General features: G+C 42.2%; 25 protein-coding genes and 1 riboswitch. Of the genes, 16 read left to right on the top strand and 9 right to left on the bottom strand.

Annotation, left to right across the window (positions count from 1 at the left end; all coding sequences use genetic code 11):
* Positions 1-493: 493 nt before the first annotated feature.
* Both NYE23_RS15960 and NYE23_RS15955 read right to left on the bottom strand, forming a co-directional pair.
* Entirely contained in the window at positions 494-1,690 is a 1,197-nt protein-coding gene (locus tag NYE23_RS15960) for an MFS transporter (RefSeq protein WP_341079198.1), read from the bottom strand.
* Between the two features lie 55 nt (positions 1,691-1,745).
* Positions 1,746-2,174, bottom strand: a complete 429-nt coding sequence (locus tag NYE23_RS15955; protein ID WP_341079196.1) for a MarR family winged helix-turn-helix transcriptional regulator — start codon at positions 2,172-2,174, stop codon at positions 1,746-1,748.
* 159 nt (positions 2,175-2,333) lie between these two features.
* Between NYE23_RS15955 and NYE23_RS15950 the strand changes: the two genes are divergently transcribed.
* The 3 genes from NYE23_RS15950 (at position 2,334) to NYE23_RS15940 (ending at position 5,877) form a co-directional block, all read left to right on the top strand.
* On the top strand, positions 2,334-3,719 hold the full coding sequence (locus tag NYE23_RS15950; RefSeq protein WP_226619402.1) for an alanine/glycine:cation symporter family protein: 1,386 nt from the start codon (positions 2,334-2,336) through the stop codon (positions 3,717-3,719).
* Positions 3,720-3,853: 134 nt separating this feature from the next.
* Positions 3,854-4,951, top strand: coding sequence for a carbohydrate kinase (locus NYE23_RS15945; RefSeq protein WP_341079195.1), 1,098 nt, complete (start codon positions 3,854-3,856; stop codon positions 4,949-4,951).
* A gap of 14 nt (positions 4,952-4,965) precedes the next feature.
* A complete protein-coding gene (locus tag NYE23_RS15940) occupies positions 4,966-5,877 on the top strand; it encodes a pseudouridine-5'-phosphate glycosidase (RefSeq protein ID WP_341079194.1) in 912 nt (303 codons plus the stop codon).
* A 218-nt stretch (positions 5,878-6,095) separates the two neighbouring features.
* On the opposite strand, the gene NYE23_RS15935 is transcribed toward NYE23_RS15940, so the two are convergent.
* Both NYE23_RS15935 and NYE23_RS15930 read right to left on the bottom strand, forming a co-directional pair.
* The gene (locus NYE23_RS15935; RefSeq protein WP_341079193.1) at positions 6,096-6,707 is read right to left on the bottom strand and encodes a class D sortase; all 612 of its coding nucleotides are present in this window, start codon (positions 6,705-6,707) and stop codon (positions 6,096-6,098) included.
* Positions 6,708-7,049, bottom strand: a complete 342-nt coding sequence (locus tag NYE23_RS15930; RefSeq protein ID WP_341079192.1) for a helix-turn-helix domain-containing protein — start codon at positions 7,047-7,049, stop codon at positions 6,708-6,710.
* A 258-nt stretch (positions 7,050-7,307) separates the two neighbouring features.
* Between NYE23_RS15930 and tapA the strand changes: the two genes are divergently transcribed.
* The 7 genes from tapA to NYE23_RS15895 all read left to right on the top strand — a co-directional run bounded on the left by tapA (position 7,308) and on the right by NYE23_RS15895 (position 11,365).
* Complete coding sequence (gene tapA / locus NYE23_RS15925; protein WP_341080760.1) at positions 7,308-8,162, top strand: amyloid fiber anchoring/assembly protein TapA; 855 nt, start codon at positions 7,308-7,310, stop codon at positions 8,160-8,162.
* 1 nt (position 8,163) lies between these two features.
* On the top strand, positions 8,164-8,742 hold the full coding sequence (gene sipW, locus NYE23_RS15920) for a signal peptidase I SipW (RefSeq protein ID WP_341079191.1): 579 nt from the start codon (positions 8,164-8,166) through the stop codon (positions 8,740-8,742).
* 84 nt (positions 8,743-8,826) lie between these two features.
* On the top strand, positions 8,827-9,420 hold the full coding sequence (locus tag NYE23_RS15915) for a CalY family protein (protein WP_341079190.1): 594 nt from the start codon (positions 8,827-8,829) through the stop codon (positions 9,418-9,420).
* Between the two features lie 71 nt (positions 9,421-9,491).
* A complete protein-coding gene (locus tag NYE23_RS15910) occupies positions 9,492-10,205 on the top strand; it encodes an LPXTG cell wall anchor domain-containing protein (protein ID WP_341079188.1) in 714 nt (237 codons plus the stop codon).
* Positions 10,206-10,316: 111 nt separating this feature from the next.
* Positions 10,317-10,616: a DUF5658 family protein gene (locus NYE23_RS15905; protein ID WP_341079187.1), complete on the top strand. Its 300-nt coding sequence runs from the start codon at positions 10,317-10,319 to the stop codon at positions 10,614-10,616.
* Between the two features lie 49 nt (positions 10,617-10,665).
* Positions 10,666-10,932, top strand: a complete 267-nt coding sequence (locus NYE23_RS15900; protein WP_341079185.1) for a hypothetical protein — start codon at positions 10,666-10,668, stop codon at positions 10,930-10,932.
* A gap of 167 nt (positions 10,933-11,099) precedes the next feature.
* A riboswitch (cyclic di-GMP riboswitch) is annotated at positions 11,100-11,188 on the top strand.
* Positions 11,189-11,218: 30 nt separating this feature from the next.
* A complete protein-coding gene (locus NYE23_RS15895; protein WP_341079183.1) occupies positions 11,219-11,365 on the top strand; it encodes an anti-repressor SinI family protein in 147 nt (48 codons plus the stop codon).
* Positions 11,366-11,464: 99 nt separating this feature from the next.
* Here the strand turns inward: NYE23_RS15895 and NYE23_RS15890 are convergent, their stop codons facing one another.
* Positions 11,465-11,788, bottom strand: coding sequence for a helix-turn-helix domain-containing protein (locus NYE23_RS15890; RefSeq protein ID WP_221880714.1), 324 nt, complete (start codon positions 11,786-11,788; stop codon positions 11,465-11,467).
* 178 nt (positions 11,789-11,966) lie between these two features.
* Positions 11,967-13,025, bottom strand: coding sequence for a tRNA 2-selenouridine(34) synthase MnmH (gene mnmH, locus NYE23_RS15885; protein WP_341079181.1), 1,059 nt, complete (start codon positions 13,023-13,025; stop codon positions 11,967-11,969).
* Between the two features lie 371 nt (positions 13,026-13,396).
* Here mnmH and NYE23_RS15880 point away from each other — a divergent pair, with 371 nt between their 5' ends.
* From NYE23_RS15880 to NYE23_RS15865, 4 genes are all read left to right on the top strand, one after another.
* Complete coding sequence (locus tag NYE23_RS15880) at positions 13,397-14,698, top strand: NAD(P)/FAD-dependent oxidoreductase (RefSeq protein WP_341079180.1); 1,302 nt, start codon at positions 13,397-13,399, stop codon at positions 14,696-14,698.
* Positions 14,695-15,684, top strand: a complete 990-nt coding sequence (locus tag NYE23_RS15875; protein ID WP_341079179.1) for a class I SAM-dependent methyltransferase — start codon at positions 14,695-14,697, stop codon at positions 15,682-15,684. Before NYE23_RS15880 ends, NYE23_RS15875 begins: the two co-directional genes overlap by 4 nt.
* A gap of 59 nt (positions 15,685-15,743) precedes the next feature.
* Entirely contained in the window at positions 15,744-16,469 is a 726-nt protein-coding gene (treR, locus tag NYE23_RS15870) for a trehalose operon repressor (RefSeq protein ID WP_341079177.1), read from the top strand.
* A 76-nt stretch (positions 16,470-16,545) separates the two neighbouring features.
* The gene (locus NYE23_RS15865) at positions 16,546-17,061 is read left to right on the top strand and encodes a type 1 glutamine amidotransferase domain-containing protein (protein WP_341079176.1); all 516 of its coding nucleotides are present in this window, start codon (positions 16,546-16,548) and stop codon (positions 17,059-17,061) included.
* Between the two features lie 83 nt (positions 17,062-17,144).
* Here the strand turns inward: NYE23_RS15865 and NYE23_RS15860 are convergent, their stop codons facing one another.
* The gene (locus NYE23_RS15860) at positions 17,145-17,375 is read right to left on the bottom strand and encodes a DUF1128 domain-containing protein (RefSeq protein WP_035326433.1); all 231 of its coding nucleotides are present in this window, start codon (positions 17,373-17,375) and stop codon (positions 17,145-17,147) included.
* Positions 17,376-17,625: 250 nt separating this feature from the next.
* Here NYE23_RS15860 and NYE23_RS15855 point away from each other — a divergent pair, with 250 nt between their 5' ends.
* Together NYE23_RS15855 and NYE23_RS15850 are read left to right on the top strand one after the other, a co-directional pair.
* Positions 17,626-18,006 carry a YtxH domain-containing protein gene (locus tag NYE23_RS15855; RefSeq protein WP_341079173.1) on the top strand — a complete coding sequence of 127 codons (381 nt, stop codon included), beginning with the start codon at positions 17,626-17,628 and terminating at the stop codon, positions 18,004-18,006.
* Positions 18,007-18,025: 19 nt separating this feature from the next.
* Positions 18,026-18,850 carry a YihY/virulence factor BrkB family protein gene (locus tag NYE23_RS15850; RefSeq protein WP_341079171.1) on the top strand — a complete coding sequence of 275 codons (825 nt, stop codon included), beginning with the start codon at positions 18,026-18,028 and terminating at the stop codon, positions 18,848-18,850.
* 345 nt (positions 18,851-19,195) lie between these two features.
* On the opposite strand, the gene NYE23_RS15845 is transcribed toward NYE23_RS15850, so the two are convergent.
* Together NYE23_RS15845 and NYE23_RS15840 are read right to left on the bottom strand one after the other, a co-directional pair.
* Entirely contained in the window at positions 19,196-21,118 is a 1,923-nt protein-coding gene (locus tag NYE23_RS15845) for a heavy metal translocating P-type ATPase (protein ID WP_341079170.1), read from the bottom strand.
* A 214-nt stretch (positions 21,119-21,332) separates the two neighbouring features.
* Positions 21,333-22,511, bottom strand: a complete 1,179-nt coding sequence (locus NYE23_RS15840; RefSeq protein WP_341079169.1) for an MFS transporter — start codon at positions 22,509-22,511, stop codon at positions 21,333-21,335.
* Between the last annotated feature and the right edge of the window lie 139 nt (positions 22,512-22,650).

Genomic DNA, 22,650 nt, shown 5'->3' with positions numbered 1-22,650 from the left:
TATTTATTTGCTTCCTGTTCCGTGCCGTCCGGTTTGCACATGCGGTCGACCATTACACCAAATAGAAATACACAGGCGATGGGAATGGAAAAATTCAAAATATGAACAATGGTCATCACGAACCTCCCAAAATATATTAATTACATTATATGCCAATGTTCACAAAAAAGACAAATAACTTTCAGAAAATATACACAAATTAAGATTGACAAAGAAAAAGAGCCGCAAGGGACTCTTTATCGCAGTCTAACGGGCAGTAAGACCCCAGCTTCAAGACTCGGAGCAATCAAAGGAGGATAAGCGGGGGTCAAACGGCCCGTAAAGGCCCGATTGGTGAGATACAGTGAAACTTGCCGACGCGCAGGCAGAGGCTTAGTTGAACCAATCGGGTTCGTAGTGTCGATTGATCAAAGCGCTAGCGGAGATCTTAGCGACACTAGAACGCGACTAACAATCAGTGGGGTGGAAAACCCCCACTGATTGAAGTTTCACTTTATAATGGAAGATCTGCTTCTGAATGAATGGTTTTTGGTTCTGTCTTTTTTCCATGAAGCAGGTAGTATATGAGCAGGCCAAAAAGTGCGACTCCGGCAAGCATAAAATACAGTGAAGCGAAGCCTGTTTTGACCGCGAGTATTCCGAGAACATAGGATCCTAAACCGATCCCTGTATCAAAGAGGGTGAAAAAGGTTGAGGTAGCAAGCCCGCGTTTCGCTGGATCGGCCTGCTTGATGGCAACGGTTTGAAGACTCGGAACAATCGTGCCATACCCCAGTCCGATTACTGCACCTGACAGCAGAAACACAAAGGTGCTGTTGGCCTGGCTGAGCAAAAACAATCCTGCCGCAAACAGAATAATCGCTGGATAGATCACTTTATTTTCTCCGTACATATCAAACCAGCGGCCTGTAAATGGGCGGGACATAATGATGAACGCCGCATATACAACGAAGAAGAAGCTCGCAGCTTCAAGCAAATCCAGCTCTTTCGCATAAACCGAAATAAAGGAAAGAATTCCTGAGTACGCGAAAGCAAGGATGCCTGCTGAAATCGCCACAGGAACGGCATTCTTTTCGAATAAGCTTGAAAGTGTGAATTTGGGATGCTTCACAGAGCTTTCTGCTGTTTGCGGTATTTTTACAAAAGCACCCAGCACTATAGCAATAAATGATAAAACTGTGCATAACGCAAAAATCCATGTAAAGCTTGCGTATTGAACAATCGTCAATCCGGCAAACGGGCCGATGACCATAGCCAGATTCATGAACATGGCGTAATAGCCAAGCCCTTCGCCTCTGCGCTCATTCGGCACAATATCAGCAACAATCGCTCCAGTCGCTGTGGTAGCCATACCAAAGCCTGCACCGTGCAGGAATCTTAATGCCAAAAGAGCCGGCAAAGTGTCAGCCCAAAAATAAAGAAGAGATGAGACAGCAAACACAATCAGGGAAGCCAGCAGAATCTTCCGCCGTCCAACCTCGTCAATCCATTTCCCTGTAAACGGCCTGCTGATCACGGCAGCAATCAAAAAGACCGAAATAATCAGGCCAACCTGTGTTTCGTCCCCTTTCAAATCATCCAAAATATAAAGGGGAAGCGTTGTGAGCAACACATAAAACCCCATAAACAAGAAAAAACTCGTAACCGAAATACTCAAAAAATCCTTCGTCCATAATGGCTGTTTCTTCATGTTGTCCTCCTAACAATGAAGGTACCAGGTACCTATACCAATTTCGTGAACTGGTCTAGGTGCCTGGTACCATATTTTCTCTCATTTTTGCCATAAGTCTGATCATCGTGCTGATTTCTTCTTCCGTAATATTCTGCAGGACATTGCTTTCGCTTGATCTTACCGCGGTAAGCCAATTGTCATATTCCAGAATCGCTGCATCTGTCAGTGAAATCAGTTTTTCACGTTTGTCCTTTCCTGCCGTTCTGGCGATCCAGCCCGACTTTTCAAGACGGGCCAATGTCCTGGTCATGGTCGGAGCTTCAACTCCCAAATAAGAGGAAATCTCTTTTTGAGTGCTTGGTCCTCCGGTTTTAAGACGGTAAATAATCGTCCATTGAGCCGCATATAACCCAAGCGGCACCAGACTTTCATTAAGTACTTTGGAAAAATGGCGTGTAAATTGGTTTATGGAATGAAAAAATTCACTTTGATTAGGGTCCATTGTCCTCACCTGCTTAAAATAGTTACCTAGCTAACTATACATGAAGTTTAAGAATTTGTCTACCTCACATATTTCTTTTGCTAACTAAGTGTTTAACTGGCAAATAAAAGGGAATGGAGTAACAAGGGCAACTGTGCATAACAATAAGGGGGAAATTTTTTGGATAAGTTATTAGAAGTCGTAGGAGATATTTCAGGATGGCTGTGGGGATATCCCATCATCCTATTATTAGCCGGAACAGGGCTGTATTTAACCTTTTTGCTTGGTTTCTTCCAGTTCCGCTATCCGGTATATATTTTTAAGCAGACATTCGGAAGTGTTTTTAAAAAGCCGAAGGGCAAAGGAACCGTTACACCGCTGCAGGCACTTACATCAGCACTGGCTTCCACCATTGGAGCCGCGAATATTGTAGGTGTACCGGCAGCCATCATGTTTGGCGGCCCTGGAGCAGTCTTTTGGATGTGGGTCATTGCGCTGATAGGAATGTCCATTAAGTTCTCGGAAAGTGTATTGGCCATTAAGTACAGAGAGAAAAATGAAGATGGAGAATATGTGGGCGGCCCTATGTATTACATGACAAAAGGGCTAAACATGAAGTGGCTTGGTGTCATCTTTGCCTTCGCGCTGATGGTTGAACTGATCCCAAGCATCATGGTTCAGGGAAATGCCGTAGCATCTGCGGTTGGCGAGACTTTTAAGATTGATGGCCTTTATACAGGCATCGCTGTAGCCTTACTGGTTTCATTGGTTGTTTTTGGAGGAATTCAGAGAATCGGCAAAGTTACTGAAATCTTCGTTCCGTTCATGGCTCTTATCTATGTAGGAGCGGCTTTAGTGGTATTGTTCATGAATTTGGGCAAGCTTCCTGAAGTGTTGGAATTAATCTTCACTTATGCGTTTCAGCCAATGTCAGCAATAGGCGGATTTGCCGGTGCGGCAATTGGCGAAATCATTCGCTGGGGATTTGCAAGAGGATTATATTCCAATGAGGCAGGACTTGGAACCGCTCCGATTGCTCATGCGGCTGCCACGACTGACCATCCGGTACGCCAGGGCTTTTGGGCGATTGTCGGTATTGTTGTGGATACGCTGATTGTGTGTACCGCCACTGCATTTGTGGTGCTTTCATCAGGTGTGTGGACAAGGGAAGGAGCAATGAAGGATCCTTCAGCCCTGACGGCAGCGGCATTTACAGAGTATTTTGGTTCCTTCGGAGGTATTCTTGTAGCTGTATCACTCGTATTCTTTGTCATTTCAACGATCATTGTCGTAGTCTTTTATGGATCCAAGATGGCAGAGTTCCTATTTGGCTCTTTCGCCGGAAAAGCCATCAAAGTCGTTTACATTGCTGCGATTGTTCTTGGTTCAGTGGGAGCGGCGAAAACGATCTGGCAATTCCTTGATCTGGCTCTTGCCATGATTTTGATACCGAACATCGTGGCTGTCCTCCTTCTAAGCAAAGAGGTTAAACAGCTGAAAAACGAGTTCTTTACTTCGGAAAAATATTATTTAAAGGATATTAAAAAAGAAGATAACGCTGCATAAAGCTTGGTCTTCCGCCTAAGGCGGGAGGCTTTTTTTATTATCTCTGCAAATTTTTCGAAAAATAACACTTGTTTTATAAATAGACATAAGTTTATAATATAAACAAAAGTTTAATAAGGCAGGGCTGGTCAATTATGAATGATAAAGAAATATTGATTTTGCAGCTGATTAAAGAGGATCCATTTATTGCTCAAAACGAGCTGGCTGAAAAAACGGGACTTTCCAGGTCAGCTGTTGCCGGCTATATCTCTTCACTGACCAAGCAGGGGAAAATTCTCGGCAGAGCCTATATTCTGCCGCAAAAGAAAGAAGTGCTTTGTGTGGGAGGGGCTAACGTCGACAGAAAAATCCAGTCAACAGGGCAGCTCCAATACGGAACGTCGAACCCTGCAGAAAGCTCCCAATCCTGTGGCGGAGTGGCCCGCAACATTGCTGAAAACCTTGGCAGGCTGGGCTGTGATGTGGGTTTGATGACAGTAGTGGGAGATGATCCGGAAGGCGAATGGCTTCTTGAATATACGAAAGCTTTTGCGGATGTCACTCCTTCACAGTCGCTGGCAGGTTCCACTACTGGTACTTATACAGCAGTGCTTGACCTTGAAGGTGAAATGGCTGTGGCTTTAGCTGATATGTCCATTTATGAAAGCGTTAACAGAGAGTTTGTCGAGAAAAAGTGGGGTTACCTGGCATCATCCGAAATGGTGATTCTCGATACAAACTTCCCTCCCAAGGTTCTGGAACAGATTATAAAAAGGTGTTATGAAGAGAACATTCCGCTTTGCATTACACCTGTTTCAGCACCAAAAATAAAAAATCTGCCGGAAGATCTGAAAGGTGTTACCTGGCTGATTGCAAACAAAAATGAAGCAGAAGCACTAACGGGGACAGAGATCAGCAATGAAGGAGACTTCTTTAAGGCGGCACAGGAGATTATGAAAAAAGGTGTTGAAAAAGTCGTCATCAGCCGGGGAGATAAAGGGCTGATCTACTTTACAAACACGGGTGAAGCAGGTGTGCAGCTTCCTCCGAAGGTGAAAATTGCCGATGTGACAGGTGCAGGAGATTCGCTTGTATCAGGAATTATTTTTGCACATTTAAAAGGCCTGAACACAGAGGATGCATGCAAAATCGGCATGTCCTGCTCGATGCTTGCCCTGCAGTCCCTTGAAACTGTTAATCCGAACCTAAACAACACACGCTTGCAGGAAACATTCAAACAATATTTCGACTAAGGAGAAGTGACATCATGTTAGAAAAATGGCTTGAGTACTCAGAAGAAGTGTTAGAAGCAAAGAAAGCAAATAAACCGGTTGTAGCCCTTGAATCCACCATCATTTCACATGGAATGCCATACCCGCAAAATGTCCAGACAGCAAAAGAGGTGGAGGAAATCATCCGCAAAAACGGGGCTGTTCCTGCAACCATTGCCATTTTAAACGGAAAAATTAAAATCGGTCTGTCAGATGAGGAGCTGGAGTTCCTTGCTCAAAGCAAGGAAGTTGAAAAAGCAAGCCGCCGCGACCTTCCATATTTGGTAGCGAAAAAGAAAAATGGTGCGACAACTGTAGCGGCTACCATGATCTGTGCAGAGCTTGCGGGTATTGAAGTGTTTGTTACGGGCGGAATTGGCGGAGTGCACCGCGAAGCGGAAACCACCATGGACATCTCGGCTGACCTTCAGGAGCTTGCGATGACCAATGTTGCCGTTATCTGTGCAGGGGCGAAATCCATCCTGGATATCGGCTTGACGCTTGAATATTTAGAAACCCACGGCGTTCCGGTTGTAGGCTTTGAAACAGATGTCTTGCCTGCCTTCTATACTCGTACTAGTCCTTTTAATGTAAACTACAGAGTGGATACTGCTGAGGAAGCAGCTGAAATGATCCGCACAAAATGGGAACTGGGCCTAAAAGGCGGCGTGGTCATTGCCAACCCAATCCCTGAAATAGATGCGCTGGAAGAATCGTTTATCACAAATGTTATTGAAACTGCTCTTAAAGAAGCAAAAGAAAACAATATCGCCGGCAAAAAGGTGACACCATTCCTTCTAGGTAAAGTGAAGGAGTTAACAGAAGGAAGAAGCTTGACAGCGAACATTGCATTGGTGAAGCATAATGCCGAAGTGGGCTCGAAGATTGCTGTTAGTTTGAATAAGTAAAGGGAAAAGCCAGGCTTGGGAAGTCTGGCTTTTTATATTGATAGAATGATAGCTGTGATGATGATGGCTAAATATAATAGTAATCTTAAGAAATTGATCATTAGGATACGTCCCTTCTGGAAACCCATATATTAGATGATATGTACAGGTTCTTATATGGGGGAAGGGTGTTTGTCTATATGCAGTAAAAAGGGCACATTCCTGATGGATGTGGCCTCTTAATTTTGTATTCTTTTAGCATTCAGGATATACCGGAAAGGGGCATTTCCCACATAAGAGAAGGGATAGCAGGTGGAAACAGTGAGAATTTCGTTAGGAGCGGTGGATCGGATCACAGTGGTATCGTCTGCATCCACAATCTTGGAGTCAGTAATTTCATATGTAAACTTACCATATGGCATGCTGACTTCAAAAGTATCACCGATTTCAAGTTCGCCAAGGCTGCGAAAGACCGTATCCCGGTGCCCTGATAATAAAATCTGATCTTGCTGCCCTGGGAAGACAGTTGTAGAGTAATGGCCAACCCCTTTTTCCAGCTCATCCTCATCTGTTCCTTCTATAATGGGAAGTTCAGCTTTTAAACGGGGGATCTTTAAGATGCCAATGGCTTCACCCTGCTCAAAGGAAACATCCACAGGCTGTTCTGTTTGAAGAACACTTTTACTTTCTTTATTCACTTCGTTTTGAATTCTTTCATGTGCCTGGGCTAAGGAATCCTTTGTTTTCTTCTCCTGAGCATACATTTCCTGCAGAGAGAACAGGACCAAACCGCCTCCTATTAAGATTAGGAAGGAGGCAGCTACAATCAGCAAACGGCCTCTAACCTTCAACTACACGTTCCCTCCATTCATCTTCTTAAATTTAATAAACTCCAGATAATAGGAGAAATCCTCTTTTGTGATACCCTGCCTGATTGCTTCTTTGACAAGGGAAACCCACTCCTCATCCAGCTTAGACAAGTCGGTAATGTCCTCTTTGTTCTCTTCCAGCAGATCCTCAAGATTAGCATCCAGTGTCCTGGCGATTCGTGATAAAACCTGCAGTGAAGGGTTTTCCTGTATGCCTCTCTCAATGTAACTCAAATACGATTTGGATACCTCCGCTTTTTCAGAAAGCTCATTAATTGAGTATCCTTTTGTGATCCTTAAACTTTTAATCCGGCCACCTATCATAGGAATAGTACTCCCTTAACATAAAATATAAAGATGTTTTCATTATAACGAACAAATCGTTCAATAAAAAATACAAAATAGTGAGAATTCTAGAGCTATTCTTTGAAAAAGAACGAAAAACGTTCTTTAAAACGAAAAAACGGCTGAATTTGGAATTTTTCAAAATAAGACAGATGGACTATACTCGACTTATCGGTTCGATAAAAAGAACGAAACGGATAAATCCAAAGAACATCAACTCGCTAGGAGGGGGTTCTTATACGATACAAACGCATTAGAAAGTTTGGGAAGAAGAATAAGATCCTATTGCTCTCATTTAAGTTTGTGGCTGCCTGGTATCTGCTTATTGGGATGTCGGCAACTCTGACTGGGCAGACGAATGCCTATTTTAGTGATAGGGATACCGTAACTGGAACCATTCAAGCCGGTACCTGGGAGACAGAAGAGCCTGGGTGTTCTAAAGGGGAGAAGCATGGGGAATGGGATTGCAGCTCTCTAAAATTCATTGGACAAAAATATGATGGACAGAAGATATATGCAACCATTCAAAATACAGGGTCAGATATGAAAACGAATGGAACATATGAAATTTATTACAACGAGAAAGGGAATCCCAAGGAAGGAAAGTCTGTAGGTGGAGTGCTGACATTTGCTCCTATTAAAGAAGGAAAAATAATAGAAGTTTCATTTACTCCTCAGCAAAGTGGATCCTATATGTTTAAAGCCTATCAGCACAAAGATCATCCTGGGAATGTAGACCTCTGGAGTGAAGAAATAAAAGTTAGTTTAGAGTCAGATGAAACTTCTACCGTGGAAGAAGAGAAAACCGAACAAAAGGCAGAAGTAACAGAAGAGACTGCAACTGAACAAGAAAGCAATAAGACCGAGGAGGCTGAAAAAGAAGCAGCTGAATCAGCAAAAGATAAACCTCAAGAGAATCCTGAGCAAAAACCAGCAGAAGAACCAAAAGAAGGGCAGAAAGTAGAACAGTCTAAAGTTGAAGAAAAGCCACAAGAGAAACCAATAGAAGAATCAAAGCCGGAAGATACCAAGGCTAAGGCATCAGAAGCTCCGGTTAATTCTGAAGAAAGCTCAAATGAGGCAGGTGAATAGCTTGAAAAAAGCATTGAAAATTATAAGCAACATTATAACAGCGGTACTATTCATTAATTTAATTTTAATGGCCTTTTTAGTGGTCTCCTCCAAAGCGTCAGGAGGAGAGCCGCAGGCCTTTGGATATCAGCTTAAGACAGTATTATCAGGCTCTATGGAGCCTACCTTCCAAACTGGGTCTGTTATTGCAGTAAAGCCGCTTAGCTCCAAAGAAAGCAAGGCTCTCAAGAAAGATGATGTCATTACATTCCAGGCTAGCGAAGAAAAATTAATTACTCACCGAGTAATCGGTGTCAGCAGCAGCGGAGATCATGTCATGTATGAAACAAAGGGAGATAACAACAAAACTGCAGACATGGAGCCTGTGCTATCTGAAAATGTAAGAGCTATTTATACTGGCTTCACCCTTCCTTATGTGGGATATTTTATAGATTTTGCTCAATCAAAAGAAGGTAGTGCTATTCTGCTTATTGGCCCAGGTTTACTACTTCTAGGGTATGCAGCATTCAGCATCTTCCAGGCTATAAGAGAAATTGATCCTAAAAGAAACAAAGCTGATTCAGAAGAAAAAACTGCTTAATTTGGTTGCACTCCCTGTAGAAATACAGGGGTCAATATATAAAATTATACATACCCAAAAAGGGGTAAGAGGAGGAAATTTATTATGAATCTTAAGAAAAAGTTAGGTATGGGAATTGCATCTGCAGCACTTGGTATTTCATTAGTTGGTGGGGGTACATTTGCATACTTCAGTGACACTGCAACAGCTGATGCAACATTTGCTGCTGGAACTTTAGATTTAAACGTAGACCCTACAACAATTATAAATGTAAATAATATTAAGCCCGGTGATACAATGCTTCGTTCATTTGACTTGGTTAATGGTGGTTCACTTGATATTGCTACAATAGATATGAGCACAAACTATACTGTAACGGATGCAAATAATAATAATAGCGAAGATTTTGGAAAATATATTCGTGTCAATTTCTTACTTAATGCTGATAAAGTTGACGTGCCTGTTTGGTCAACCACTCTTTCAGACCTAAAAACTATGAGTCCAGATGTTATCTCGGGTAATTTCTGGAGCGCTTACCTTGGAGAACGAGGAGGTAAGTTGGCGGCAGGAACTAGAGACAAACTTTATGTTCAATTCGAGTTTGTAGATAATGGCCAGGATCAAAATAAATTCCAAGGTGACTCTTTAAAACTTGAGTGGACATTTAACGGTAAGCAAGGCGCTGGTGTTGCAAGATAATAGTTTTTCAAAACAAAGGGGGGGAATTAAATTCCCGCCTTTTGTTAAATCTATTGTTGTGAGGGAATGCCATGAAAGTTAAAAGTCTGCTGGCAAAACCTATAAAAATATTTATTATTTATAGCTTTGTTATCTTAATTGTTTTTGGAAACGAAACTGCATTAGCAGTGGACAAAGATATTGATATTAATACGAACTTAGAGAACTCAAATAGGTACCTATTTCAGGTAGATAATTTAAAACCGGGCGATTGGATGCCCCGAAATATCACAATAAAAAATGATGGCAATCAAGATTTTAAATATACTTCTAACATTGGAAAATCAAAGTCTATTAAAGGACTTTTTGAGGAATTAGAGCTTGAGGTTAAAAAAGATACAAAGATGCTTTACGAAGGAAAACTTAAAGATTTTAAAGGTTTCTCTCCCAGAGAATTAGCGAAAGGGACAGAAGAAACTTTATTTTTCCAAGTAACATTGCCAGAGCATTTAGGAAATGAATTTCAAAACTCTGCTGCAGAGGTTGAAATCATTTTTCTTGCCGAGGCAACAGGTGAACAAGGAACCGGCAACGAGACTCCCGGATCAGGAGATAATAATAATTCTGGAGGGGGAACTAATAATTCACCACCATCCACAGATGCCACGGTAATTCCAGAGAAGGTTAATAAGCTCCCAAATACTGCAACTAATAATTACAATTTATTACTTATCGGTACATTATTTTTAGGTGCCGGAAGCGTAATTTTATTATGGCGTTATAGAAGGCTGCGGAGTGAAACTTAGATTAAGGCCTGAGGAACTGATTCTTTAAGGCCTTAATTTTTATTCGCGTTTAGAACTTATCTAAGCAGTTAATGAATATAATCAAAAAGCTACACATTAAGCGGTGAACTTATGAAAAAAATTCTGCAGTATCTTGCCTTCATTAATTTTTTGGATGGTCTCTTGACGTTCTTTGGAATGAAACTTTCACTGATTGAAGAAGTGAATCCAATTATGGATTTTCTCTATACGATAGAACCCCTATTATTTCTTTCTGTTAAAGCTGTTCTTTCATGCTTTTTAATCCTGCTGTCAACTTCGATTAATTTTCCGCCGCAAACTAAAGTAAAGGTAGTGGCAAAAGGTGCAGCATATCTTTATTCATTCATATTAGTATTTCATGTTTTATGGATTTATGAAGCTCTATCTTAATAACCGATAGAGTGAAATTACTATCCTTAGTCAAATGAGGAGGCTGAAAATGTATCGAAAGATCTGCCATAAATGCCACAAACCTTCATACAGCAGCAGTGAATTGGAAGGCTGGCTATGCCCGATTTGCCACACTGATTTAACGAATGAAATCTTCTTGGATGCTATGACTCTTGAACCAGTCCACACGACCTTTAAGAAATGCAAAATCCCGCACACCTATACAATAAAACAAGTCAGCAAAAACTACAGAAAAAGAATCGGACTTTCCTACTACTCCAAAAGGAGTTCGACCATAAATAACAACTTACTGTAAAAGATGAGGGGTTCAGGTAATCAAATACATAAAAAGTATTAGGATTATGTCGAAAAACAAATTAATTTAATATTAAAATAATTAATAAAAATTACAAAACCTGACAATGTTAGCAATATGGTCATAGTAGAATACATCTATGGAAAATATTTCTTTGAGTCGATAGGCGCAGAAAAAGGCAAACTCATTGAAAGATGGGGACGCAAAGTCGCGGGTCTAAGGTGTTGAAAAATACTACGATGGCTGGATTGCCTGGAATACGATACGTATCCTGGGGGGAAGAGTTTTGACAGAGCAAAATGTTAAGGTCGAAGGAATTGATTTGGAGTGGCTGCAGTTAATTATGGAAGCAAGAAACTTAGGATTGCAAAAGGAAGAAATTAGAGAGTTTTTACATAATAACAGAGCCAAAGAGGTTCTGATCGAAGCTTAATATCCGGTATGGCTAAGTATTTCTGTTAGAGACATCTCTATATGGAAATGCTTTTTATTTTGCCAAAAAAATAAGCCTGTGCATTCAGGCTCATTGCAATTATGATTTTTGTCCGCTTCTCCATTTATTAAAATCCAAAAACTCCCGAAACTGTTCCTTTGAAACACCAGACTCCATCGCTTCTTTCACAATTTTCATCCATTCGGAATCTAGGTCATCCTTGTTAATCTGCTCATGGATCAGATGGTCAACGGGAACATTCAGAACACCCGCGATTTTTTCAAGGAATTGAATAGAAGGGTTGGTTTGCAGGTTGCGCTCAAGTGAGCTTAAGTATGATTTTGCGACACCGGCCTGGTCCGCAAGCTCGGATAAGGACATTTTCTTTTCCTGGCGAAGTTTTTTTACACGATCACCGATCATCGTATACCACACACCTTATTTTGTATGTAATAGGATTTTATCATAATGAGTTCCATATTAAGAACGTTTTGTTCAATATTATTATCATCATACCACAGTGTCAACCGATTTAAATAGTTAGTTATCTGTGTTTTATAAAAATATATCTTTTGTCGCTCTCAAAAAGTAATGCTCCGCGTCATAAGACGGGAGCATTTTGCTTCTCAATTATTTGAATAATTTGCTGTGCAGCTGTTTCCACATTATCAGCATTCACATGGTGGAATTCGCCCTCATAGTCATGCTGTTTAAAAGCATAGCGCGGATCGTAATAGTATTCTAATAAAAGCTTGATAAATAGTTCGTAGTTCTCCGTTTGAGCTGATTCATCAAGCTGCTCGCGGATTTCAGTATCTTTCAGACGTTTTTTAATAAAAACGAGGCTTTCATCCACTTTTGGCTTGAACCATTCTTCTTTTTGATATGGTTCCACATAGTCCCTCAGAATACGCTGGACACGGGATTCGATGCTTGCAAACATATCAATGTGGATTGCGGTTTTTTTAGTATCCAGCAGCTCATCCGGCTGAACCACCTTGCCAATCCGCTTACTCTCGGCTTCCATAATAATATAAGGGTAGCCTTTAACCTCAGAAAGGGCTTGATACAATAGTGCATCAAATGTTTTTTGTGTGCTGCCGTACCCCATGCCAAAGGAACCGAAAATCGATCCGCGGTGTCCCGCCATTTCTTCCAGGTCAATAACAGGATAGCCTTTTTCGCTTAACACCTTCAGAACATCCGTTTTCCCGACGCCGGTCATTCCGTGCAGAACAACTGCTTTTTCAGGAATCAGGCTTGCTGTGTTTTCCAGAATATATTGACGGTAAGCTCTGTATCCTCCAATTAAACGAGGGATCGAAACACCGGCATATGTGATAAATGTAGTAACCGCTTTGCTGCGCATGCCGCCGCGCCAGCAGTAAATGACAGGCTGAAGGCCATCATTTTTCAGGTCTCTGATTTTCTGCATCATGGACGGAATTTTAGGTGAAACGATTTCCATCGCTCTCCATTTCGCTGCATCAGATCCTTCTTTCTTATATAGTGTTCCGATTTCCACACGCTCTTCATTGGTGAAAAGCGGCACATTGACAGCACCGGGAATGCTGCACTCCTCAAATTCGATTGGAGACCTGACATCGACCGGAACTGCGTTGTCCATTTGGATATATTGTTCGACTGCTATTTCTCTCATTTTATTGCCTCCAAAATTAAAGTGAAACTCCAATCAGTGGGGGTTTTCCCGCTAGTTGGTTAGTTGAACTAATCGAGCCTTTACGGGCAGTTTGGGCCCCGTTAATTCACCTTTGAATTTTACTGCAGTTTCTAGTGGGGATCTTACTGCCCGTTAGACTGTGGTATTGCTATATATAGCCCTAAGGGTACGTTAATTGATTTTACTCTCACTATTATACAGGATTTTGAAAATATAGGTGTCTATCACAATCATACTCCTATTTTTAAAAGTTTGTTCTTATAATTTTTTCCAGACTTTGTAATATCAGCATATCCATTGGTTTTGCTTTTTAAAAAGGAGGTTAAATAAAAGGCAAAGGTGGTGGAAACATGTCCTTGAATACAGAGGTTGCAATTGTGGGCGGTGGGATTGGCGGTTTGACGCTGGGATTGAAGCTGGCTCAAGCCAATATTGATGTCATCGTAATGGAGAAGCTGGATGCCCCATCTTCCGTTTATAAGGGGGAACTCCTGCAGCCGAAGAGCCTGAAAATTTTTGAGGAGCTGGATGTACTGCGTGAAATCCTTGATAACGGCTTTTCATTTTCCCGAATTGCGTTTGAGGAAGGGGAAAAAGAGTTTGCCATGGATTACAGCATTCTGCCGGGAGATTATGATTACTCGCTTATGATCGAGCATGAAAAGCTGAAAGGAATCCTTCTTAATCAGGGGCTTCAATATCCAAACTTTCAATATCTGTCAGGGTCCCTGGCAAAAGGTTATGACAATGGCGATTTACTGGTTGAGCGGAAGGATGTAAAGGAGCAGCTTACAGTAAGTGCTGATTTTTATATAGGCGCTGAAGGAAGAAACTCCATTACCAGAAAAGAAATGAACAGCAAAATTAAAAAGATTGAGTATAACCATCAATTTTTAACGGTCACCTTCCCCCGCCCTCAATCCTTGGAGGAAGGGAAAATCATTTCTAAGGATGAGCGGTTCCTCGGATTATTTCCGCTGCCGGATGCGAAAGTAAGATCTGTTTATTTAATTCCGGAGGGCACGTATAAGGAGCATCAAAAAAAAGGAATTCACTATTTCCATAAAAATTATGTAGAGCTTTTTCCTGAGTTGGAAGGGTATGTGACCAGGCTGAAAAATTGGAAGGATATTCAGTTAATGATTCCGACAGCCTTTTATGCAGATAAATATGTGGATGGAAGACTTGCTATCCTGGGCGATGCGGCCCATACGGTTCACCCGATGGCAGGGGAAGGAATGAACATGGCGATTCAGGATGCGGATGTGCTGGGCGAATTGCTTGCAGAGATGTATGAGAGCGGAAGTATTGCGCCGGACAAGCTTAAATGGTATGAAAAAGTCCGGAAGCCACGCGCTGAAAACATGATCAGCCTCAGCCATTTATCCGCCATAGCCTATTCCTATTCCAACCGGGTGATTACAGGAATACGCCGCAAAGGCCTGAAGCAGATCGAAAGAGATAAAACCCTGCAATATAAGCAAATGTTGAATGTTTCAGGTCTTGGATATTGGCCAGAGAGCCTTTGGGACCGATTGATTCAGGCGGGAATGCTGCCGGCAAGAAAAACAGAATTATCAGCTGCCGATAAAAGCCATTATTTTTATACAGAACAAGAAGACTATCCCTGGAAGAAGGTTGAACAGCCATGATAAATGAATATGTGAGATTGCTAAAAGCACGAAATTGGATGAAAAAGAACCAGCCCTTTTTATACAGCTGGCATGCATATGTTGGATTTGAGCTGGACCTTTTTTCCCAGTTCCGCAGCTGGAGAACGGTAAAAGAAGTGGCCTCAAGCAGAAATCTTCAGGAGGAGCTGCTCTTAAGATGGGTGGAGGTGGGGCTGGCGATCCGCCATTTGAAAAAGAAGGGGAAGGATAAAATCAAGACAGCATCTAAATTCAGCCTTCCGTCCACGCCCCAAAACCCCCGTTCCACAGGAATCATCCTGAAGGAAATGATGGAATTGCATATCCCGACTTTACTCTCTTATCCAGAACTGCTCCGTTCCAATACGAAAAACACTTTTGACCATGAAGAGCATGGACCGACTGTCGCAAGAACTTCATCACTGCTTGAACAGCTTGCCCTGCCGCGGCTTATGAAAACCATTAAGAAAAATAAAATGGAACGAATCATTGACATTGGCTGTGGGGAAGGCGGCTATTTAAGCAGAATCAGCCAGAAGTTCCCCCATGCAAAACTGGCGGGAATTGAAATTAATGAAGATGTCGCAGAATCTGCCCGAACCAATTGCAAAGATATTCCCAACATTAATATTGTGACAGCAGATGTTCATGAATACTCCCCTGAGCATCAGGCTGATTTAATTATGGTCAATAATTTGCTTCACTATATCCAGCCGGAGGATCGCAAACAGCTGCTGTCCCGATTGAAAAGCTGGCTTAGCCGGAAAGGATCCATTACGATTATCACACCCATTCTGCATTCAAAAAAAGGCGAGGAGTTTTCAAGCGTGTTTAACAGCTTCTTTTCAGCCTTTGAAAATTTATATCCAACCCCAACAGAGGAGGACATTCACCAGCTCGCTAAAGAGCTGAAGCTGAAAGTGAAAACCTTCAAGCCGGTTGTAACAGAAGGTGGCTGGTATTTTATCCAGCTGTCCAACCGGTAAATGAAAGCAAGCCCGTTTAATGGTAGAATGGTGTTAACTTGACTGAAATGGTGATTGAAATGAGAAATAATAAATATTTAGTGATTTATGAGGAGCTTGCCCAGCAAATCCAGGAAGGCAAGTATCCCGCCAGATCTATTCTGCCATCTGAACATGAATTGACGGAGATGTATTCCACTTCAAGGGAAACCATCCGAAAGGCCTTAAATTTGCTTGCGCAAAACGGATTTATTCAGAAAATCCGCGGAAAGGGCTCGATGGTTCTTGATTTAAAAAAGCTGCAGTTCCCCATATCGGGCCTGGTCAGCTTTAAAGAGCTGGCCGGAAAAATGGGCCAGCGTGCTGAAACAATTGTGGACGAATTTTCACTTATTCAGCCTGACGCAGAAAAGATGAAGCATCTTCATATTGATAAAGATGAAAAGGTATGGAAAGTGTACCGTGTCCGGAAAATCGAAGATGAGCGGATCATTTTGGACAAGGATTTTTTAATTGATAAATATGTCCCGGGCTTAACCAGAGAAATATGCCAAAGCTCTATTTTTGCCTACATTGAGGGTGAACTCGGGAAAAAAATAAGCTTTGCCAAAAAGGAATTTACAGTGGAAGAACCGACTGCCGAAGATCGCAGGCTCCTGGATATGGAAGGATTCCATGCCATTGTCGTGGTGAAAAATTATATTTATTTCGATGATGCTACTCTCTTTCAGTACACAGAATCCAGGCACAGGCCGGACAAATTCAGGTTTGTTGATTTTGCGAGAAGAATGGACAGTGGAGTGTAACATGCTTTTTTACGTTTAAGATTGTTCATTCAGGGAAATCTCCTTATGTGAAGATTTTTAAAAGGAGATGGTATAGATGAGTAAAAAAATCGCATGCTTAATTACCGAGATGTTCGAGGATAGTGAATACACGGAACCTGCTAAAGGCTTCAAAGAAGCAGGGCATGAAGTGGTTACAATCGAAAAGGAACAAGGCAAATCCGTTAAGGGCAAACAGGGTGAAGCCACTGTTCAAATAGATCAGAGCATTGATAACGTAAATCCTCAGGACTTTGATGCACTGTTCCTGCCAGGCGGATTCTCACCGGATCAGCTTCGTGCTGATGATCGATTTGTTAAATTTACAAAATCCTTCATGGACGAAAAGAAACCAGTTTTCGCGATCTGCCACGGACCGCAGCTGCTGCTGACAGCCAAGACTCTTGAAGGCCGCGACGCAACCGGCTACAAATCCATTCAGGTCGATATGGAATACGCAGGAGCCAAATTCCAGGACTCAGAAGTCGTCGTCTGCCAAAACCAGCTCGTCACAAGCCGCCAGCCGGACGATATTCCGGCATTCACACGTGAATCGCTTAAATTGTTAGGTTAATGAAATGGACAGCCCTCTGCCTGATTTGGCAGGGGGTTTTATGTTGGTTAACAAAAAGCAGCCCTCAAAAGGCTGCTCCCAAATTATTTATTCTTCCTCAAATTCCCAAGTTCTTCCACCAAAGCCTGCATCTCATTCGGACTAAACGAATCCTTTTTCATGACAAGATCATAAATATCCTTTAATTCCTCATACATTTCCTCATCAAAATGTGAAGGCTTAATAGCACCTAAATTCAAAACCTTCAGCTTCTCCTTAATAGCCTCAATCATAAACTCCACATTCTCAACCGATTTCTCAGATAAATTATTCATTACAGACACCCTCTCATAGCTATGTATTAGGACGAACACACTTTTCTTATCATCTTTCCACGATATCTGCAAATTGTCAACTTAAATTAGGCTTGCATGTACCATGGAAATTAGTAGAAAATAAAGGAGAACCATGTACAAATTACATATGAAAATACAGGAAAAGGACAAGTCAGGTTTCGTTAAACGAAAAAAAGGGAAAAATTGAATAAAATTTTCATATAATAATTTTACTAAAGGAGAATAAAATATGGGGAAATCATTGTTTTGGAAAGGTGTACTATATGGAGCGCTTGCAGGCGGTGCGCTAAGCCTTCTTGACAAATCCACAAGGGAAACGGTTTTTGACAATTGCCGGAAAACGTCCAGCAATGTCGGCTATTACTTAAAACACCCAAGTGAAGCAGTGAATCAGGTGAAGGATGTTTCCAATAAGGTCAAAACCGCTATTGACCAGGTTAGTGAAGACGTCGCTTTTATTACTGGCACTGTGGAAGAAATAAGAGAAATGGCACCGGAAGTAACACAGATTGTTCAGAACACAAAGCAGGCCTTTTCAGATATAAAGCTGAAGGGATCAGACGAACTGCCGGAAAAACCTGCTGACGATTCGGTTAAGATTCCGCATTAATAACAAGTGAGGTGTTGGAATGGGACGAACTTTTTCGGCTCTGATTCCAAACTTATGGAGAAGAGTAGAGGAAGATGATGTATTTGGACTTGCTGCCCAATTGGCCTATTTCTTTCTTCTCTCTCTTTTCCCTTTGCTGATTTTCCTGGTCACACTCGTTCCTTATTTGCCGATTACGCAGCAGGATATCTTAAATGTTGTCCGTGATTTTGCGCCGGGAGAGACAATGAGGCTCATTGAAACCAATATTTATGAAATTACGCAGCGGAATGGAAAGCTGCTTTCCTTCGGAATCATCGCAACACTCTGGTCAGCTTCAAACGGAATCAATGCCGTGGTGAAGGCTTTTAATAAGGCGTATGATGTAAAGGAAACCCGTCATTTTATAATTGCACGCGGGATGGCGATACTGCTTACGTTTGCGATGATTTTTGTGTTTGTACTGGCTCTGCTTCTTCCTGTTTTCGGAAGACAGATTGGCTTATTTATTTCTTCGGAATTTGGTTTGTCAGGCCAATTCCTGGCGATATGGAATATGGTTCGCTGGCTAGTGAGTCCATTTATCCTTTTTGTGGTGTTTACAGGGTTGTACTGGATTGCCCCCAATAAAAAACTAACCTGTATCAGCGCTGTGCCTGGTGCTATTTTCGCAACAGTCGGCTGGGTGCTTTCATCCCTTGCCTTTTCATACTATGTCAGCAGCTTCGGCAATTTCTCCGCGACATATGGAAGCATTGGGGCCATAATCGTGCTTATGATCTGGTTTTACTTATCCGGCATTATCATCATTCTTGGCGGGGAAATCAATGCCACCTATTCGAAGATCAATAAAGAGGATTGCTGATAAAAGTTTCCTTCTTAAAAAGTCTCTCTCCGTAACACAATAGTAATGGGGGAAAATGAATTCATTGGAGGGAACCGATATGACAAAGCACACGAAAAAAGACGGTGGCACTAAGCAAAAAGGCAAAAACAAACCAAAACAAAAAACATCCGGATCTGCTAACGGGCAGAACGGCTATCACTAAAAAGAAAAGCGGAAGCGCCTTCGGAACAAGCCAAAAACGCTTGTTCCTGCGAAGAACATCCAAGGAAGCTTTCCCTTGGTGCTCACCCCCGACACCTCGAGGGGGTAGGCTTCTTGCGCCAGACATAAAAAAGCCTGGGAATCTGAGTTCCCAGGCTTTCCTTATGATCTTAACAGCCTCAGGCTGTTTAAAATAACCAAAATGGTTGACCCTTCATGGCCGATTACTCCATAAGGAAGGTCAAGCAGCTGCAGGAAGTTGGATGCAATTAGAAACATGATGACCATGATGGAAAAGATGACATTCTGCTTGATAATCTTATTCATGCGCCTTGAAAGATCGATGGCTTCCGCGATTTTCGGAAGGTCATTTTTCATTAAAACGACATCAGCCGTTTCAAGCGCAACGTCAGTTCCTTCCCCCATGGCGATTCCAACATTGGCAGTGGCCAGGGCAGGGGCGTCATTAATTCCGTCACCCACCATGGCGACATTGCTGTATGTTTCCTTGAGCTTTTTCAAATGCTCCACTTTGTTTTCAGGAAGGCATTCGGCAATATGCTCATTGACATGGCTTTCGCCCGCAATTGCTGCTGCTGTTGTCTGGCTGTCTCCCGTCAGCATGATGGTGTAGATTCCCTGTTTCTTTAAAAGGTCAATGGCCTGTTTGGTTTCCTCCCGGACAACATCCTTCAGGGAAATAAGGCCGATGATTTCATCGTTTTTCTGGACAAATACAACCGTCTTTCCCTCGCTTGCCATGCGGTCGGCAGCTCCGGCTGCAAATGCCCTTGCCTCTGTTTTACCGACAAAAGAGGCTTTGCCGATTTTCCATTCATCATGATCAACCTTGGCTTTGACCCCGAATCCGGTCACATCTTCAATGCTCTCCGGGTGGATAAGGGACTCTGAAAGTGTGCTCTTGGCATATTTGACAATGGCATTAGCCAGCGGGTGGTTTGAGTGGCTCTCGATGGATGCGACCTTTAGAAGCAGTTCCTCCCTGGAAATCCTATCCCCGGCTACTACATCGGTTACTTCCGGTTTTCCTTTTGTCAGTGTGCCAGTTTTATCAAAGGCGATCGCTTTAAGATGACTCAGGTTTTCAAGGTGCACACCGCCTTTAAAAAGAATGCCGTGTCTCGCTCCATTCGAAATGGCTGACAAAGTAGCAGGCATGATGGACGCTACCAGGGCACAAGGTGATGCTACAACAAGAAGGATCATGGCCCGGTAAAAGGTTTCAGTCCAGCTCCAACCTAACAGAAAGTGTGGAGCAAACATCATTAGAACAACTACAGCCAAAACAATTTTGACATAGGTGCCTTCAAACTTTTCAATGAAAAGCTGTGAAGGTGATTTCTCGCTTTGAGCTGATTGCACAAGCTCAATAATTTTTTGAAAAAGGGTTTCGTTATTCGGTTTTGTGATTTCAACCGTAATCGATCCATTCAAATTCACAGTACCCGCAAATACCTGATCATCTGCGCCTTTGGAAACAGGAAGGGATTCACCTGTGATGGCGGCTTCATCCAGGGATGAATGTCCTTTTACGATGGTTCCATCAGAGGGAACCCGCTCACCCGGCTTTACAAGGATAAAATCCCCAATTTCCAGCTCGGAAACATGGACACGCTCCTCGGAACCGTCTGTGATCCTCAGGGCTTCTTCAGGCTGCAGCTCCATAAGAGAAGAGATTTCCTTATGGCTTTTGTTCATGGTGTAGGTTTCCAAAGCACCGCTGACTGCGAAAATAAATATCAGGATTGCGCCTTCTGTCCAATAGCCGATAATTGCTGAGCCGATTGCAGCGAAGATCATCAGCATTTCAACATTCAATTCTTTATTCTCAATGGTTTCTTCGATGCCTTCTTTCGCTTTCGCAAAACCGCCGATTACGAAAGCCAGCAGGTAAGCGGCAATCGATGGGGTTTCCATTCCGCTTCGGTCTAACAGCCAGCCTGCCAGAATCAATACACCGCTCAGAAGTGCGGCAATTAATTCAGCATGGGGTTTGATTTTTTCTAATAGACTTTCTTCAGATCGATTGCTGCTTTTAAGCAGAGCCTTTGCCTCCATACTCATCGTTTGTCCTCCTAAAATGGATTTAATGTTTTTTCAGTTGTCTTATTGAGAAGAATAATCACATTCAATACCCCTAAAAAACGACGAAAGCTGCCACCAGATAGGTGACAGCGTTAAAATCAGTAATGCAGCTTGCACTATGCAATTATGGTAATCTATTACACTTATATTACTATATAACCTATGAAAAGAAAAGCTAAACAGTTACGTGAAATTAAAATGACTGGCTTTTCTGCAATACCTGCCCTTTATTCCCAAAAAAGGTGACGGCACCAAAAATAATCAATAGCATCACACTGATAATGTTGAAAAAGCTGATTGTCTTAAATAAATCAATGAAAAGGCCGCCGAAGTAGGGGCCAATCAGGCTTCCAATGCTGAAGGCTACGCCGCAAAGCAGGTTGCCTGTTGGAAGCAGGTTCTTTGGCATTAAGTCTGCCATATACGTGATGCCGAGTGAAAAGGTTGATCCGACGGCCATGCCTGCTATGAATAGGCAAATGGTCAGTGCAAGCACGATTTCCTCAAGCAGGCTTGCAGCTACAAAGCTGATAAACCCGATAAAAAGAACACTCATTAAAACCTGGCGCCTTCCAAATTTATCACTCATGATCCCTAAAGGAAGCTGGAATATGATACCCCCGATCGCAAATGAAGTCAGCAGCAGGGAAACACTTGAAACTTCGAGCCCGATGCGCAGGCCATAGATGGGAAAGCTGCCGTTCAATGAAGCTTCAAGAAACCCGTAGCCCATTGCCGGCAAGAAGGCAACCCAGCCATATTTCGTGGCTTTTGAAAAACGCTTCATTGTTTCACTAAATGAGTTAATTTCAATGGACTGTTCAGGGAAGTCATTTTTCAAAGAGAATAAAAACAGCCAGGCAATCAGACATAGAATAGAAGAAATGATAAACGGCATGGTTTCATTGATTTTGACAAGCGGTGCCATTAATGGACCTACTGCAAATCCAACTCCGAAGAAAAGTCCGTACAGGGAGATATTCCGGCCGCGTTTGTTTTCCGGTGAAAAGGATGTGATCCATGTTTGCGTTCCGAAATGCAGGGCATGGTCGCCGATTCCGATGAGAAGCCGCAGGATGAACCAGAACCAAAACGATTTCCACAGCGGAAAAAGCATGAGAGATACAACAACTAATAACCCTCCAAGGATAATGACCGGCTTGTAGCCGTATTTTCGCAATGGATATTCCATAAAAGGTGAAATGAGAAGGATACCAATATATAAACCAGTTGCATTTAAACCATTCAAGCTGGAGGAAATGCCGTCATTTTCGAAAATAATGGCAATTAACGGCAGCAGCATTCCCTGGCTGAAGCCAGAAATGGCCACAATGCTGATGAGAATCCAAAAACGCATTGTTTCTTTATTCATAAAAAAACCTCTTTTTCTGACTGAATTATAAATGTCTCCTAAATGATGGTATCGGGAATAAGGTATCTTGGCAAGAGTAAGTTTATGGTCATAATAGTTTTGTTCAAAACCAAAATAGTGTAATCTCTACTAATAATAA

Source organism: Cytobacillus sp. FSL H8-0458, from assembly GCF_038002165.1.
In the GTDB taxonomy this organism is placed as follows: Bacteria; Bacillota; Bacilli; order Bacillales; family Cytobacillaceae; genus Cytobacillus.
This window is presented reverse-complemented; position numbering and strand designations above follow the sequence as displayed.

What these genes read in the sequence shown, in the direction of transcription:
- NYE23_RS15910 (WP_341079188.1), top strand. Translation starts at nt 9,492, where the DNA reads ATGAAAGTTAAAAGTCTGCTGGCAAAACCTATAAAAATATTTATTATT.
- NYE23_RS15915 (WP_341079190.1), top strand. Translation starts at nt 8,827, where the DNA reads ATGAATCTTAAGAAAAAGTTAGGTATGGGAATTGCATCTGCAGCACTT.
- NYE23_RS15845 (WP_341079170.1), bottom strand. Translation starts at nt 21,118, where the DNA reads ATGAGTATGGAGGCAAAGGCTCTGCTTAAAAGCAGCAATCGATCTGAA.
- mnmH (WP_341079181.1), bottom strand. Translation starts at nt 13,025, where the DNA reads ATGAGAGAAATAGCAGTCGAACAATATATCCAAATGGACAACGCAGTT.
- NYE23_RS15905 (WP_341079187.1), top strand. Translation starts at nt 10,317, where the DNA reads ATGAAAAAAATTCTGCAGTATCTTGCCTTCATTAATTTTTTGGATGGT.
- NYE23_RS15880 (WP_341079180.1), top strand. Translation starts at nt 13,397, where the DNA reads ATGTCCTTGAATACAGAGGTTGCAATTGTGGGCGGTGGGATTGGCGGT.
- NYE23_RS15900 (WP_341079185.1), top strand. Translation starts at nt 10,666, where the DNA reads ATGTATCGAAAGATCTGCCATAAATGCCACAAACCTTCATACAGCAGC.
- NYE23_RS15940 (WP_341079194.1), top strand. Translation starts at nt 4,966, where the DNA reads ATGTTAGAAAAATGGCTTGAGTACTCAGAAGAAGTGTTAGAAGCAAAG.
- NYE23_RS15875 (WP_341079179.1), top strand. Translation starts at nt 14,695, where the DNA reads ATGATAAATGAATATGTGAGATTGCTAAAAGCACGAAATTGGATGAAA.
- NYE23_RS15955 (WP_341079196.1), bottom strand. Translation starts at nt 2,174, where the DNA reads ATGGACCCTAATCAAAGTGAATTTTTTCATTCCATAAACCAATTTACA.
- NYE23_RS15890 (WP_221880714.1), bottom strand. Translation starts at nt 11,788, where the DNA reads ATGATCGGTGATCGTGTAAAAAAACTTCGCCAGGAAAAGAAAATGTCC.
- NYE23_RS15865 (WP_341079176.1), top strand. Translation starts at nt 16,546, where the DNA reads ATGAGTAAAAAAATCGCATGCTTAATTACCGAGATGTTCGAGGATAGT.
- treR (WP_341079177.1), top strand. Translation starts at nt 15,744, where the DNA reads ATGAGAAATAATAAATATTTAGTGATTTATGAGGAGCTTGCCCAGCAA.
- NYE23_RS15945 (WP_341079195.1), top strand. Translation starts at nt 3,854, where the DNA reads ATGAATGATAAAGAAATATTGATTTTGCAGCTGATTAAAGAGGATCCA.
- NYE23_RS15930 (WP_341079192.1), bottom strand. Translation starts at nt 7,049, where the DNA reads ATGATAGGTGGCCGGATTAAAAGTTTAAGGATCACAAAAGGATACTCA.
- NYE23_RS15840 (WP_341079169.1), bottom strand. Translation starts at nt 22,511, where the DNA reads ATGAATAAAGAAACAATGCGTTTTTGGATTCTCATCAGCATTGTGGCC.
- NYE23_RS15855 (WP_341079173.1), top strand. Translation starts at nt 17,626, where the DNA reads ATGGGGAAATCATTGTTTTGGAAAGGTGTACTATATGGAGCGCTTGCA.
- NYE23_RS15960 (WP_341079198.1), bottom strand. Translation starts at nt 1,690, where the DNA reads ATGAAGAAACAGCCATTATGGACGAAGGATTTTTTGAGTATTTCGGTT.
- NYE23_RS15850 (WP_341079171.1), top strand. Translation starts at nt 18,026, where the DNA reads ATGGGACGAACTTTTTCGGCTCTGATTCCAAACTTATGGAGAAGAGTA.
- NYE23_RS15860 (WP_035326433.1), bottom strand. Translation starts at nt 17,375, where the DNA reads ATGAATAATTTATCTGAGAAATCGGTTGAGAATGTGGAGTTTATGATT.